Here is a 13762-nt window from a genome sequence, read left to right on the forward strand (position 1 = left end):
AATTGTTTTTAGCTAGACAATATCAGTGGCAGGCTAACTTTATTAATTGTGAGTCTACATTGCATTTATCGATATCTAACATGATGAGTGGGACATTATTTACCAGGCACATAGAGTGCTGTGACGGTGGGGCTTTAAATTTTAAACGATATTAATCGACTTATATATTGACTAAGTGTGAGTCCTATTTACCTCTATCCATTTATCGATATTCAGATCGCTAGATGGGACATTATTTAGCAGAAGAAATGGAACAGATATATGACGGAACTTGTGTGTGGCTTAAATAATATTACCGAGCAGACAGCAGTAACATGTTTTCGTAATGATAGAGAGCAGTCATTAATCGAAACGGTAGCGAAAGAGGTCAGAGTCGCGCTGATTTATAATGGTATTTCTCATGTCGTAATGATGGCCTGTCCAACGGCATTAAAAGAGTTCGCCATTGGCTTTAGCTTGTCAGAATCAATTATTGAAAGCGTACGTGATATCCGTTCGATTGAGATTGAAGCCATTGCCACTGGGGTGTTGGTGCATATTGAGGTTTCTCAGCGCTGCTTTATGCAGTTAAAACAGCATCGCCGCAGTCTTGCCGGCCGCACAGGCTGTGGCCTTTGTGGTGTCGAGCAGATAGAACAAACGGTGAAACCGACCGTAAAAGTCACAGGCACTGAAAAATTCAACCTAAACAGCTTAAAATTGGCATTATCTAATCTGCATAAGCATCAAAATGCATTTAATTTGACCGGTGCCACACATGCTGCTGCCACCTTGTCGGCAGAAGGTGATATTATGTGCTGCTTCGAAGATGTGGGGCGTCATGTCGCGCTAGATAAATTAATCGGTCATATCAGCTGTGATCCTCTGACTCGTCATTCGGCGTTGTTATTAACCAGTCGAGCCAGTTTTGAAATGGTGCAAAAAGCAGCTATTGCAAATATTAGTATTATATTTGCAATTTCTTCAGCAACTTCGTTAGCGATTGATATCGCAAACAGATCGAATATTACTTTGGTTGGGTTTTGCCGTGAAAATAGAGTGACAATATATACCCATCCTGAAAGGTTGTATTTATGTGATAAAACACTAAGTAATGTTGAAAATAATAACTTAGCTGTGATCTAGTTAAGCTTTTTACTCAGCGTTTAGTGTTTAGTGTTCAGTGTTCAGTGCGTGTTTCAAATTTTAGCCTTAATTTTAGTTGATTAATTAATAACTTGGTTTTATTAGTTAGATAAAGGATTTAAGGCTGATTTTAAGTGCTTAATTTAAGCTTTTGGATCAAGTGCTTAAATTAAGTGTTTTATTTCATCTTCATGTTAGTTGGTAAATTTTAAATATGTGGTTAACGTTTAAAAATCAGTTTTTTATTAAATTCTGGTCGCCTTTTGCCGCCGTTATTGCAGCGGGTATATTGTCGACTTACTTTTTTGGCCTAACAGGCTCACTTTGGGCGGTTACCGGTGAGTTTACTCGCTGGGGTGGGCATATATTGCAGTGGTTTGGTGCTGAGCCAGAGTCATGGCAATACTTTCAAATCATCGGCTTACAAGGCACACCACTTGATCGCGTTGGCGGTGTGATGATTATTGGTATGTTTGGCGGTTGTATGGCTGCGGTGCTGTGGGCAAATAACCTAAAGCTGCGTATGCCTAGCTCTAAAAAGCGTATTGCGCAGGCATTAGTGGGCGGTATGATCGCAGGCTTTGGTGCGCGTTTGGCGATGGGCTGTAATTTGGCGGCCTTCTTTACGGGTATTCCGCAGTTTACTTTGCATGCCTGGATCTTTGCTTTTGCGGCTGCTGCGGGCACCTATATTGGCGCTAAGATCACCTTGTTACCGTTTTTCCGATCAACTGCCAGGCTAAAGTCGGGCAGTTTGAAGAAAATTGCTAAGCCAAATCCGAATCAAGTACAAAACCGTTTTCGCCTAGGTTGGCTGGTATTTGCGGCTATGATTGGCTTGTCGCTTTATGTGATGCAAAGCTCGACTAAGCTTGGCATTGCCATGTTTATGGGCATGATGTTTGGTCTATTGATTGAGCGTGCGCAGATCTGCTTTACCTCAGCATTTAGAGACATGTGGATCACCGGTCGTACACATATGGCTAAGGCGATTATTTTAGGCATGGCGGTGAGTGTTATTGGCATCTATAGCTACGTGCAGCTAGGCATGACACCTAAAACATTATGGGCCGGCCCGAATGCGGTCATTGGTGGCTTGCTGTTTGGTATTGGTATTGTGATCGCGGGCGGTTGTGAAACCGGTTGGATGTACCGAGCACTTGAAGGCCAGGTGCACTTTTGGTGGGTCGGTATTGGTAATATTATTGGCGCAACGATTCTGGCTTATTACTGGGATAGCTTAGCGGCTCCGTTAGCAACGAGTTGGGATAAAGTGAACCTGCTCGATGTATTTGGTCCATTAGGTGGCTTAGGTGTGACTTACTTGCTTTTGGGCTTGTCGTTTGTGCTGATTTTAATGTGGGAACAACACTTCTTTAAAAAGCAAAAGCGTCAGCAACAAGCCGTTGCAGCAAAGCTTGCAGAGCTAGCCTCTGCGCCAGTAGCAGCAGTGCCAGTAGCACCAACGATTCAAAGCTAACAAGCCTTGATAGGAGTTGGTAGGGCAGCAGTTACCTGTCGTTATTGAGAGCGAGTAACTATTAGCTATCAACTCTCAAGGAATGAATTGATTTACTTTATATGCGGCGCAAGCTGACTTGAGCCGCCCCTTTGCTGAGGAGCATATTATGCCAGCATCTATCGTACCTGATTACAATTTAGAAATTTATGGTGAGCCTTGTCCTTACCCAGCCGTTGCTACTCTTGAAGCTATGGCGTCACTCAAGTCGGGTGAAGTGTTAGAAGTGATTACCGACTGCTCGCAGTCAATCAACAATATTCCTAACGACGCCAAGAACCACGGCTATGAAGTGTTAGATATCAGCCAGCAAGGCGTGATGTTACGCTTTTTGCTTAAGAAGTAAGAAGTAAGAAGTAAGAAGTAAGCAGTCAGCGTTGATTCTGGCAATAAAAAAGGCACTCATAGAGTGCCTTTTCTTTTGCTTATCTTATGTCAATCATCATTAACGAGTGAGCATTGAAGCGTATTTAGCTAACCTGAACTAGTTCGGTAATTCTGCATTGTGGTAGACGTTCTGTACGTCATCACAATCTTCAAGGGCAGCAAGGAACTTTTCGAACTGCTCAATCTCTTCTGCATCAGTAATAGCAGTCATTGTCTGTGGTAAGAAAGTAATTTCTTCCATAACATAGTCAGTGTCTTCTGGTAGCTCAGCAGCTAATGCTGTTTTCACTTTGAAGAATTCTGTATGCGGCGCGTATACGCTGATCATGCCATCTTCTAACTCTACGTCAGATACATCAACGTCAGCCATCATTAGCATTTCAAGGATGGCATCTTCGTCATCACCGGCGAATACGAATACCGCTTGATGATCGAACATATGACCAACAGTACCAGGGCCGCCGAGCTTAGCATCATTTTTAACGAATGCTTGGCGAACTTCAGTGAAAGTACGCTTAACGTTATCAGTTAAGCAGTCGGCAATAACCATGCAACCGCCAGGACCAAAACCTTCATAGCGTGCAGTTTCATAATCTTCACCACCGCCGCCACGGGCTTTTTCAATAGCACGCTCAATAACGTGTGCAGGTACTTGGTCTTTCTTTGCTTTGGCAATCATGGTGCGAAGCGCAAGGTTGCCGTCAGGATCGAAACCACCATTCTTGGCGCAAACGTACAGCTCTTTCCCGTATCGAGAATAGATTCTGGTTTTTTGCCCAGCGGTTTTCGCCATGGATTCTTTCTTGTTTTGGTATGCTCTGCCCATCTTGATCTTTCTCACTAAGCTTAAAAAATTGCCAGCAATGTTAGCAGCTTTATCGAAATAAATCAGCCGCAGGCCTTTAAAAATGCTAAACGCAGCGATTAATTTTGTTTAATAGCAGTAACTAAGAGTACTAAAGACCACCGGCCTAGTGTTTCCTGTTGTTTGCTTTGTTCTTTCGGGCACTCATTCGTGGGGCGGTAAGTGCGTTTATACGTTACTTTATGAACATGGCTAGTATGCAGTCTGTTCATTTTTTTCTCACTGTCCCTCTCCTTTTTGAGTGTTATTGATGCCGGTAAATATGCCCAGTTAATGTGAGGCTTCGATTACAGCTGTTGTCAGGGTTGTGTTTAAGTTTTTGTATTGTGCTTGCATTGTATTTTTATTTTAATTGCGTTTGTATTGCGCGATGTTAATCGGTTATTTAACTTAAACTGACAATCTATTATTTTAAATGTTTATCATTATTATTTTGAACGTTGCTTTACAGTATGCCACTCGATTAATTAATTATTAAATTCATTACTTCTGTCTGTTATTTTTTCATCAAGTTTTATACCGATTTTGATTTGTTAGTTATTGTTTTAACTATATTTTATTTTTAAGTGCTTGTTGTGGTGTAATTAATTGAACATTAAATAATTAGCGTATTATTTATGTGTGTTTATTTATGTGAACTCTACCTCGTAATAAATAGGTTGTTGAGAAATTAGTCACAAAAATAAGCTGTTACTACTAATAAGGTATTTGCGGGGGAGTAAAAGATCACGACTTAATAAAAAATATGGAGTGATGATGAAAAAATTTAATAAATGCAGTGTGGCGTTAATCGTTGCCACCGCTTTCGGTCTAGCTGCCTGTAGCGATGGTAAAGACGGTAATGATGGTGAAGATGGCACCAGTCCTCTACCACCGGTTGTCGAGGTTACTGAAGCCACTAATGTTGCAATGCTTGGCTATACGCTTGAAGAGGGCGCTGTACGCTTTGAGTTTGAAGTGACCAACGAAGAAGGCTTACTGGTAAGTGGGCTTGAAAAAGTGAGCGCTGAAGTGGCGGCTTTGACCGATAAAGGCATCGCACGGAGTCGCCCCGATTTTGAGGGGACAATCGTAGGTGGCAGCGCTAATGAGGCTACCGAAGGTGCGAGCTTGACCATGACTGAAGATGGCCGTTATGAGTTTTTAGCGCCTATGCCAGCAGTCAACGCTGGTACAGAAGGCATCATTCGTATCGCTGTTGGTGGCGGTGAGAATATTGCTAAGTCAAATTATATCGTGGTTGATAAGTCAGAAGGCCTACACACCACATCAACGGCAACCTGTCATGGTTGTCACGTCGATTACGCCGCATCTAACTTAAAGCATCCAAGCTACACCGCAATTAACACTGACGGTGAAACTGACTTAGTCGCGGGTTGTATGGTGTGCCACGGCAATGTGGTGCGTGATGACGGTGGTTATGCGCGTAACTCAATGCAAAAGATTGGTCATATCAATCACCAGAAATTTGAAAAAGATTTCGAACCAGCCAATTGTTATACCTGTCATGCTGAGCCTATAACTAAGGTTAATAGCATGAGTACTTGTACCGACTGTCACGATGCTGCTGGTGTCGGCACGGCGGCCGTTGCGATGACGTATAGTGGCTTTAGTGAGTCTGATGATATGCGTTTATTCCATAAGAAGGTTGCGGAAAAAGCTCTGGTACGTGATGAGCATGCTGCAACAGTTTCAGCGCCTTATATGGCTGCTGATGGTGGCTATTGTACTGATATCGCTTTATTTAAAGGTGAAGAACAGCTAAATCTAGAAACGTTGCAGGCTGATGGCACTGTCTCTTATTTAGGGGCTTATTTACACGGCTATGATAATGCATCAATTGTTGGCCGCGCAGCGAGAACGAGCACTACAACGTACGATGCTAACGGGACTGCGTCGATCTGTTTTGCTAGCTTGGATGCAACATTCCCTGAATTAATGGCCAGCTCACGTATCACCTTTAACTTTGGCTCAGATGCTAGTTATGATGGCGTCACACTTCATGGTTATTCTGACATGATGTCGGGTACGTTATATGAGCGTCGCCATAGCGTTACGATTGATAGCTGTAGCACTTGTCATAACAACGAAACTAACTACCATAAAAACGGCAGCTATGCCGACGGTGGCTTAGGTTGTGTGGCGTGTCATAACAATGGTCAAGACCGTAGCTCTAAGAATTCAGCACCAGGCTTTGGTCCTATGGTCCACAGTATGCATTGGGGCGAAGGTAGCTCTGCGATAACGGGTGAGCCAAACTCAGCCACTAAGCTAAATGCTGAAAACTGTGTGGCGTGTCATGCCGAGGGGATTGATCTTAACGCGGTGCCAAACCAGTACATGTTGTCTAAAGCGTTCAACGGCGGTACTTCCGGTGTCGCATCAAGTCCAGTAACGGCAAATTGCTATGCTTGTCATGATAGTGATCAGGCGCTGAACCATATGAAGTCAAATGGTGGTGAAATCAATATTCCGGTAGATACTAAGGGTGACTGGTACAGCCAAGGTACGTCAGAATCTTGTGCAACTTGCCATGCTGAAGGTCGTTCATACGGTATTGAAAAATACCACGTATTTGACCGCAAAGAATAAAAAGTAAGGGTTAGCGCTCCCTGCAATTAGCTAACCCATATCTTTTTTGGGCTCTTATACAGAGCCCTTTTTAATTTCTGTTTTTATCCTGATGAAGTGCTAGACTGCTGCTCTATTGCGTTGTTTAGGAGTGCTTCCTATGCTTTGGAAATCTTTATCTTTTTCTGAGCTTTCATTGAATGAATTGTATGATTTGTTAAAACTCAGAGTTGACGTATTTGTGGTAGAGCAAAACTGCCCTTATCCGGAACTCGATAATAAAGATCGCCTGAGTCAGACTCAGCATCTTTTAGGAGTTAATGAGCAAGGCATTATTCAAGCCTATGCTCGAGTGCTCGCGCCTGGCGTGAGTTATCCAGATGCGAGTATTGGTCGAGTGATTGTGGCTGAGGCTGCTCGTGGTGGTGGTATTGCGCATACATTGATGCAAAAAGCGATTGCGATTGCGAGCAAGAAGTGGCCTGAGCATAATATTCAGCTTGGCGGCCAAGAGCACTTAAAAGGCTTTTACCAACACTTAGGTTTTGAGCCGGTCTCTGAGATGTATTTAGAAGATGGGATCCCACATTTGGATATGTTGTTAACGCTTAAACACTAATTTCAAATGCAGAAAAGCGCACATAGGTGCGCTTTTTTATTGATCATTGAGCAGCAGGTTTAAGCTCTTAGCGTTACTTCTGGCTTGTAGTCGACATCACCATTTTTACTGATCACTGCAAGCGTTTTGTTTTGCATAATAAACGCGAGTGGCCCAGCAGACAGATGACGGACAAAAAGTAACCTGAAGCCAAATTTATGTAGATCATACAGAGCAATCTTTTGCTCTGCGCTCATGGTATCCCAATGAGTATCATGAGCAAGTGCAGTCCCTCGCTTTTCTTTAGAATGTAATGCAATTAGCATAATATCTCTCTATAAGTTAGCGTGTTTATATCACTAGATATTAATTATACAACTGCTGTCTAATATAACCATTTTTTAAGCAGTTAGGCATGGGGTTATTCAGAAAATAGTTGTTTTTTTAGTGAAAATTGGTCAACTTTTTAAATCTATACAACAAACGTATTAAGGAGTTAGCAGTGCTTAGCTATATTGAACCTGTATTTCGTCCACCATCAGAATGGAAGTCGCTGATCTTACAGGTGACCAATGGCTGTAGTTGGAATCAATGTAGTTTTTGCGATATGTACACTGAGCCGCAGAAGCGTTTTAGGGCGCAAAAGGCTGACAAGATAGAGCAAGATCTTATTGCCGTAGCTAACTCATCAGCACATATCTCTCGGGTTTTCTTAGCCGATGGTGATGCGATGACGCTGCCCTTCGCACGCCTCGAAAGCATCTGTTTGTTGATAAAACAATATCTCCCGAATGTGACTCGAATAAGCAGCTACTGTTTGCCTCGTAATATCAATAATAAGACCCCTGAACAGTTGCAACGGTTAAGAGAGCTTGGGTTAAGTTTGCTTTATATTGGCTGCGAGAGTGGTGATGATGAAGTGCTGGCTAGGATCAATAAAGGTGAAACCTTTGCATCTTCCTTAGCGGCATTACAGAAAATTAAAGCCGCGGGGATCAAAGCGTCAGTGATGATTTTAAATGGCTTAGGTGGTGTTGAATTATCAAGGCAGCACGCCGAGAATTCGGCCAAGTTGATGAACGCAGCACAACCAGAATATCTGTCGACCTTAGTGGTGACATTGCCTTTAGGCACACAGAGGATGGACGCGGCTTTTGATGGCGAGTTTCGGTTACCCAACCAGTCTCAATTGTTTGAGGAGATGCATACGCTATTGAGCCATCTTGAGCTAGAGAAGACCGTATTTCGGTCAGACCATGCTTCTAATTACCTGGTGTTAAAAGGTGTGCTGGGCAAAGATAAACAGGCATTGGTGGAGCAAGTTGCGGCCGCAATGAATACTCCTGAGCGAATTCAGTTACGGCAAGAGTGGCAAAGAGGGCTGTAAGGATTTAATACTCTTGGTATTGCCAACCTAGTTTATGTTGCTTTGCTGTTTTAATGTGTTCGCGACATCTAAGCACTGGTCTTTAAACCACTGGATTAACGGGTCTTTGTGAACTCTGGCATGCCAGTAAAGGGTGCTGTCTAGTTGAGGCAGCTCTTTAAGCACTACCGCTTCTAATCTCGATTGCCACTTTTCTGATGCCAGCGTTCGCTGCGATACAAAACCGACATGTTTTCCTGCTAGCAAGCCTTGTAACAATACTTGAAACGAGCCACTAATAAGGGTGATTTTACGCTGTAACTGGTTATGTAATGCCAGTTGAGTTATCTCAGCTTCAACTGAGTTTGAAGCTGAATACTCGGCGGTATCATATGCAAAAATTTGCGCTAATGTCGGTTGCTTAATTTTAGCTAAAGGATGATGTCGACTATAGGCGGCACAGTAATTATCACTACTGATATGGCGCCCATGGATATTGGCTGGAGGCGTATCTGTGCCCGCTGCTGCGATATCAATCTCACCGGACTCTAGCAAGGAAAAAACATCCTTGGGTTTATGGACAAATTCGAGCTCTACATTAGGCGCTGACATGAGTATTTTATCTAGCAGCATCGGGATCATTGTCTGGGTGAGGTCGTCCATAAACGCAATACGGATCACCCCATGACTTTTCATTGGATCGAACGCGCTCTGAGAGATGAGCCGCTCACTCAGTTGCAGCCATTCTGTGAGTGAACTATAGAGGCGTAATGCTTTACTGGTAGCCTTAATGCCTTGTCCCTGTTTTACAAATAGTGGGTCATCAAAAACGGCGCGAAGTTTTTTTAAATTTTGACTCATCGCTGGCTGAGATATATCTAGCCTTTCAGCACTTTTAGAGACGCTTTGCTCTTCAATCAAAATGGCTAAACTGAGTAATAAGTTTAAGTCGCATTGCTGAATAATTTTTAAATCTGTTGGGTTCATAAGGCTTTTTCTACAAGTAGATGTTTATGGCATAGTGCGATGATCTGACGTCTAAACCATTGTTGTAATTCAGGGGCTCTTTGATGGCGATCCCAGCAGACTTTTAGCTCAAGATTAATCGGTGAACCTAACCAGTCGAAATTTTGAGTCTCATCTTCAGGCAAAATTCTCATAGCAAAATGCGGCAGTAAGGTGACGGTATTATTTGTTTGTAGGGCATAAAGTAGGGCACTTAATGAATTTGTCGTTAAGGTATAAGCGGCATCGAGTGCATTTAGGTCCTCTAGCGCTTCAATGGAGTGTAATTGGTTATGCTCTTGAAATTGATAGCGTAATAGCTTAATTGCATCTTTGTCTGAGTGAAGGTTTTTCTGATTGGTCGTTTTGTGGGTGACCATTTGCCAAGGTGCTCTACCTATTGCAGTGCTAACAATTGGAGTGGAGACATTATCGTAAAAGCCAATAACGACATCAGCTTGCCCACGTCTGAGTAGTTGAAATCCGTTGGCATTTTGAGAAATATATTCTAGTTCAATACCGGGAGCCTGTTCACTCATGAGCTCAATTAATGGCGCAATAATCAGCTGGGCGGTAATATCGTTCATAATGAATCGGATGCGCCCTTGAGCCGTTTTGGGGTTGAAATGTTCGGCTTCTAATAATCGAGCTGTTTTGTCTAGTAAGGGGGTTAACTCCAAAGCAATGGCTTGCGCTTTGTTGGTTAGTGTCATGCCATTGTTGCTCTTTAGCAGTAATGGGTCGGCAAACATTAATCGTAAGCGTTTGAGTATTTGACTCATCGCTGACTGGGAAAGGCCTAGATGTTTAGCGGCATTAGAAACATGAGCCTCTTTTAGCAAGACAGCAAGGGCAAGTAATAAATTGAGGTCGCAATTTTTAAGACGTTCAAGATTAAGCTGAGTAAGCATTATGTTACCTAGTCCCTATTAACAATCTGACTATAAATGATAAATCTCAGCTTGAATAGGCGATGATGACATGAATCAATTTGGAGACCATCAAAGCCATCCTTGGCTCATGTCTGTCCATGTTTACCCTTAAATAAGCGTAATTTGTCCAGTAGTGTCCTTGGTAAGCATGCACGTTAACCGCCTTGGTTAACGTGAGCCTTACGCCCCTTCGCCTTATCAGCCTAAAGGGATCCTTGAGTACCATGTCGCAGTCCTTGCTCAGTCGGGTCCATATTAATGATACGATTTCTAACGGATGACTTAAGAGACAATAACGGTTTCTTGGCTGGTTAACGTTACAATAACGCGGCGCTCTAATGCACGACCTTTACGTGAATCAGCATGGGCATCTTGATCACCGATGGCATCAGTATCAATACGCTCTACATCAACACCGTGAGAAGTTAAGTATGCTTCTACCTGCTGTACACGCTTTTCTGACAGCTTAAGATTGTATTGGCTATTACCTTGGTTATCAGATTGGCCATTGAGTAAAATAACATCTTGAACGGTTTGCTTAGAAAGCTGGATCACGTCATCCAATTTTGCCTTCGCTTCGCTATTGAGTTCTGCTGAGTCGAAACCAAATAGCACCGCGACACTGCTTTGTTCTGTGACGACTTCATATTCAGGTGCTGGTACTGGCTCAGGTCTAGGCATTGGCTTAGTTTGCTTTTCGATAACAGCGGGTAAGATCGCTGCGGTTGTTGCAGCAGGCTTAACACCAAAGCGGTAAGTTAACTGTAGGCCAACAGTTTGCGCATCCATGTTTGCCGTGTTCCATGCCGTTTCATCAATGTTAGCGAAACGACGGTATTTAGCTGAAATCGCCAATGAGTCTGTGATGTTATAGCCCACGCCAGCGCCAAAGTAAGGAGCCGTATCGGTTGCGCTAACGTATTGGTTAGCGTTTATTTGGTGAGATAAATGATACTGGAAAGCACCCGCTTCACCGGTTAAGAACCATTTTTCAGACAGTGGCAATGTACCAACAAGGCCTAAAGTAAAGCCATCAACATCTATCGATTGGCTACCGTCTAAACCACCCCATTGGTGAGTGTCATCATCAGTCCCCAGATCTTGCCAGCCAGCTTCAAAGGCCAGGTATTTGTTTAGTTGATAACCGACTAGGGCATTCCAGGCTAAGTCGCTGTCGTCGCCTAGATGGCTTATCGCGTCTACTGACTCATAGTTGCTTTGGCCTGCGCCTGCGCTAATGTACCAAGTATTATCCACGTCTGCCGCGTTGGCATATCCGCATGTACTTAATAATGCTAATGCGAGCACTGTTTTGTTCATCATATTGTCTCCATTGAATTTTAATATACTTTATCTGTGCATCTTTCAATGGCGGCATTCTGCAGTATTCGTTAAATCAGAGCGATACAGCAAAACGAATAACGATTATTTGTTTTACTTATGACTTGTGGCTGATATGACTCTTAATAGCCTAAAAATGGTTTGTGGCTGGCTTTTGTTATAAGTAGATTAGATGATGAAAAATACCAATACATAGCGGCTCAGGGGGAGCCGCTATGCTGAAGTTTAGCTTAGGGTTCTTGAATATGAATTTGTCTAACTGGGCAGGGGATCTCTATATTGGCTTGCTTGAGGGCTTTAAAGAGAGCGGCATTGGTTTGGTATTTGTTCTGGTAATAGCTTTGGGTTGGTACCCAATAGCGAATGCCTATCTCGATACCAATACTATTAAAGTCATTAACGCCGATTTGCGCCTTATCACCCTGATAGACCTTGGAGCTGTCGCTTAATACTTTAGCAAGCAGAGCAATGACCTGCTCAGGATCAGATTGATAACTGATATTGAACTTTGTTTCGACCAGCTTATTTGCAAAAGAGTTATGTAAGATCTCACCGACAATATGTTTATTGGGGATATTAATCTCTTCACCTTCTTCATTGGTTAGCACTGTCATGCCTAAATGGATATCTTTAACAAGTCCACCGACCCCTTTAATTTCGATGGTGTTACCGACAATAAAAGGCCGGGTGACAATAATGGTGATACCAGCTGCATAATTTGAAAGCATGCCCTGTAGCGCAAGACCTGCACCAAGAGATGCGGCGCCTATTGCGGCGACCATAGGGGTTACGCTGATCCCTAGTTTGCCTAAGGCAATAATACCGACCATGGCGATGACTAAGATGCGGACAAAGTTACTGGCAAAATTGCTGAGAGTGATATCAATATCGTGCTTTTCAAAAATGCGCGTAACAAGGTTAGCTGTTTTAGCAGCGATCCAGATCCCGATTAAAAAGATAATGATGGCACCAAGAATACTGAAGCTATATTGCACCAGAAATTCAGTAATTGCAGAGTAAGCATTTTGCAACTGCGCGATCTCTTGATCTAGGCCTTGCTCATTCATGTTAACTATCCTTTATGACAACTTATTTTCTGATTAGCTTATACCAATTTTGCGAAATAATTAACTCACTGAAATAAAACTGTTTTGTAACTTATAATTTATACATGTATAGCCAGAGAAACATTTGGTTTTGAATGTCAGTAGGCTTTGCGTGAAGAGGATCATGCTTTGCTGTTAAGTTTACTGTTGCTCTGTATAGAATAGGTTACTCTTTCTGCTAATTCTAATTTGCCGAGTTCAATTATGAGAGCTGTTATTTTCGTTTTATGTAGCATGTTAGCCACGTCAGTTTGGGCCAATGAGTATAAAGTTGGTGATCAAATCACAGACATCAAGTTACAAGATCAACACGAGGCTCAATATCAAGTTGATAGCACAACAACGCGTGTATTGTTCAGTCGTAGTATGGATGGCGGCACCTTAATTCAAGAAGCATTGGAAGCTGAACCTGAGCTAGTCAAAGATACTGCATTAGTTTATGTGGCAGATATTAGTGGCATGCCGTCACTGATCGCTCGTTTTGTTGCTCTACCTCAGTTTAAGAAATTTCCTTATAGAGTGGCGCTAGACAATGAAGGTGAGCAAACCAAGCCATTGCCAGCGATAAAAGACCAAGCGACCCTGATAGAGTTGACTAATAATCAGATCACTAATATTACATTTTATGAGACAACTGAAGCACTGCAGGCTGGGTTGAAGTAGTCGCCTACGCATTTGATGTACAAAAGGGCGCTAAGCGCCCTTTTTAATGTTTGTATTTCGGTTAAGCCGAACGTTCCTTCAAGATATCGTAGATCTCTTCTTTTAAATGTAACTTCTGTAGTTTGAGCTCATGCACTTCAGGGGTGTAGTCGCTTGCACTGTGCTGCTCCAGGTTCTTTATTTCCTCATCGAGCTGGTTGTGCTTGTTAAACTTCTTCTGAAAATGCGCGTCAGATGTCTTTAACTGACTGATAAGTTCTCTGTATTCTGGAAACATGCAGGCG

14 protein-coding genes are annotated in these 13762 nt (G+C 42.7%); 7 read left to right on the plus strand and 7 right to left on the minus strand.

Annotation, left to right across the window (positions count from 1 at the left end; all coding sequences use genetic code 11):
* Positions 1 to 261: 261 nt before the first annotated feature.
* From fdhD to yedF, 3 genes are all read left to right on the plus strand, one after another.
* Complete coding sequence (gene fdhD / locus ACVBIU_RS11935) at positions 262 to 1125, plus strand: formate dehydrogenase accessory sulfurtransferase FdhD (RefSeq protein ID WP_447163865.1); 864 nt, start codon at positions 262 to 264, stop codon at positions 1123 to 1125.
* Between the two features lie 214 nt (positions 1126 to 1339).
* Positions 1340 to 2605 (plus strand): selenium metabolism membrane protein YedE/FdhT, encoded by a 1266-nt coding sequence (yedE, locus tag ACVBIU_RS11940; RefSeq protein WP_447160814.1) that lies wholly within the window; start codon positions 1340 to 1342, stop codon positions 2603 to 2605.
* A gap of 148 nt (positions 2606 to 2753) precedes the next feature.
* Entirely contained in the window at positions 2754 to 2990 is a 237-nt protein-coding gene (gene yedF, locus ACVBIU_RS11945) for a sulfurtransferase-like selenium metabolism protein YedF (protein ID WP_447160815.1), read from the plus strand.
* A 138-nt stretch (positions 2991 to 3128) separates the two neighbouring features.
* On the opposite strand, the gene ACVBIU_RS11950 is transcribed toward yedF, so the two are convergent.
* Entirely contained in the window at positions 3129 to 3857 is a 729-nt protein-coding gene (locus ACVBIU_RS11950; protein WP_447160816.1) for a YebC/PmpR family DNA-binding transcriptional regulator, read from the minus strand.
* Between the two features lie 795 nt (positions 3858 to 4652).
* Between ACVBIU_RS11950 and ACVBIU_RS11955 the strand changes: the two genes are divergently transcribed.
* Together ACVBIU_RS11955 and ACVBIU_RS11960 are read left to right on the plus strand one after the other, a co-directional pair.
* The gene (locus ACVBIU_RS11955; RefSeq protein WP_447163866.1) at positions 4653 to 6488 is read left to right on the plus strand and encodes a multiheme c-type cytochrome; all 1836 of its coding nucleotides are present in this window, start codon (positions 4653 to 4655) and stop codon (positions 6486 to 6488) included.
* Between the two features lie 139 nt (positions 6489 to 6627).
* Positions 6628 to 7086 (plus strand): GNAT family N-acetyltransferase, encoded by a 459-nt coding sequence (locus ACVBIU_RS11960; protein ID WP_447163867.1) that lies wholly within the window; start codon positions 6628 to 6630, stop codon positions 7084 to 7086.
* A 59-nt stretch (positions 7087 to 7145) separates the two neighbouring features.
* Here the strand turns inward: ACVBIU_RS11960 and ACVBIU_RS11965 are convergent, their stop codons facing one another.
* Positions 7146 to 7391, minus strand: a complete 246-nt coding sequence (locus ACVBIU_RS11965) for a hypothetical protein (protein WP_447160819.1) — start codon at positions 7389 to 7391, stop codon at positions 7146 to 7148.
* Positions 7392 to 7567: 176 nt separating this feature from the next.
* Between ACVBIU_RS11965 and ACVBIU_RS11970 the strand changes: the two genes are divergently transcribed.
* On the plus strand, positions 7568 to 8452 hold the full coding sequence (locus tag ACVBIU_RS11970) for a radical SAM protein (protein WP_447163868.1): 885 nt from the start codon (positions 7568 to 7570) through the stop codon (positions 8450 to 8452).
* Between the two features lie 27 nt (positions 8453 to 8479).
* Here the strand turns inward: ACVBIU_RS11970 and ACVBIU_RS11975 are convergent, their stop codons facing one another.
* The 4 genes from ACVBIU_RS11975 to ACVBIU_RS11990 all read right to left on the minus strand — a co-directional run bounded on the left by ACVBIU_RS11975 (position 8480) and on the right by ACVBIU_RS11990 (position 12776).
* Entirely contained in the window at positions 8480 to 9418 is a 939-nt protein-coding gene (locus ACVBIU_RS11975) for a LysR substrate-binding domain-containing protein (RefSeq protein ID WP_447163869.1), read from the minus strand.
* Entirely contained in the window at positions 9415 to 10347 is a 933-nt protein-coding gene (locus tag ACVBIU_RS11980; RefSeq protein WP_447160822.1) for a LysR family transcriptional regulator, read from the minus strand. Before ACVBIU_RS11980 ends, ACVBIU_RS11975 begins: the two co-directional genes overlap by 4 nt.
* A 303-nt stretch (positions 10348 to 10650) precedes the next feature.
* Positions 10651 to 11691: an outer membrane beta-barrel protein gene (locus tag ACVBIU_RS11985; RefSeq protein WP_447163870.1), complete on the minus strand. Its 1041-nt coding sequence runs from the start codon at positions 11689 to 11691 to the stop codon at positions 10651 to 10653.
* A 248-nt stretch (positions 11692 to 11939) separates the two neighbouring features.
* Complete coding sequence (locus ACVBIU_RS11990) at positions 11940 to 12776, minus strand: mechanosensitive ion channel family protein (protein ID WP_447163871.1); 837 nt, start codon at positions 12774 to 12776, stop codon at positions 11940 to 11942.
* Between the two features lie 243 nt (positions 12777 to 13019).
* Here ACVBIU_RS11990 and ACVBIU_RS11995 point away from each other — a divergent pair, with 243 nt between their 5' ends.
* Complete coding sequence (locus ACVBIU_RS11995) at positions 13020 to 13478, plus strand: hypothetical protein (protein WP_447160825.1); 459 nt, start codon at positions 13020 to 13022, stop codon at positions 13476 to 13478.
* 61 nt (positions 13479 to 13539) lie between these two features.
* Here ACVBIU_RS11995 and ACVBIU_RS12000 read toward each other — a convergent pair whose 3' ends face one another.
* A complete protein-coding gene (locus ACVBIU_RS12000) occupies positions 13540 to 13755 on the minus strand; it encodes a YdcH family protein (RefSeq protein WP_447160826.1) in 216 nt (71 codons plus the stop codon).
* Positions 13756 to 13762: the final 7 nt, after the last annotated feature.

This window comes from Shewanella sp. 30m-14 (assembly GCF_052977125.1).

Coding starts and splice junctions, on each gene's coding strand:
- yedE (WP_447160814.1), top strand. CDS start 1,340: ATGTGGTTAACGTTTAAAAATCAGTTTTTTATTAAATTCTGGTCGCCT.
- yedF (WP_447160815.1), top strand. CDS start 2,754: ATGCCAGCATCTATCGTACCTGATTACAATTTAGAAATTTATGGTGAG.
- ACVBIU_RS11975 (WP_447163869.1), bottom strand. CDS start 9,418: ATGAACCCAACAGATTTAAAAATTATTCAGCAATGCGACTTAAACTTA.
- ACVBIU_RS11995 (WP_447160825.1), top strand. CDS start 13,020: ATGAGAGCTGTTATTTTCGTTTTATGTAGCATGTTAGCCACGTCAGTT.
- ACVBIU_RS11950 (WP_447160816.1), bottom strand. CDS start 3,857: ATGGGCAGAGCATACCAAAACAAGAAAGAATCCATGGCGAAAACCGCT.
- ACVBIU_RS11965 (WP_447160819.1), bottom strand. CDS start 7,391: ATGCTAATTGCATTACATTCTAAAGAAAAGCGAGGGACTGCACTTGCT.
- ACVBIU_RS11985 (WP_447163870.1), bottom strand. CDS start 11,691: ATGATGAACAAAACAGTGCTCGCATTAGCATTATTAAGTACATGCGGA.
- ACVBIU_RS12000 (WP_447160826.1), bottom strand. CDS start 13,755: ATGTTTCCAGAATACAGAGAACTTATCAGTCAGTTAAAGACATCTGAC.
- ACVBIU_RS11960 (WP_447163867.1), top strand. CDS start 6,628: ATGCTTTGGAAATCTTTATCTTTTTCTGAGCTTTCATTGAATGAATTG.
- ACVBIU_RS11990 (WP_447163871.1), bottom strand. CDS start 12,776: ATGAATGAGCAAGGCCTAGATCAAGAGATCGCGCAGTTGCAAAATGCT.
- fdhD (WP_447163865.1), top strand. CDS start 262: ATGACGGAACTTGTGTGTGGCTTAAATAATATTACCGAGCAGACAGCA.
- ACVBIU_RS11980 (WP_447160822.1), bottom strand. CDS start 10,347: ATGCTTACTCAGCTTAATCTTGAACGTCTTAAAAATTGCGACCTCAAT.
- ACVBIU_RS11955 (WP_447163866.1), top strand. CDS start 4,653: ATGAAAAAATTTAATAAATGCAGTGTGGCGTTAATCGTTGCCACCGCT.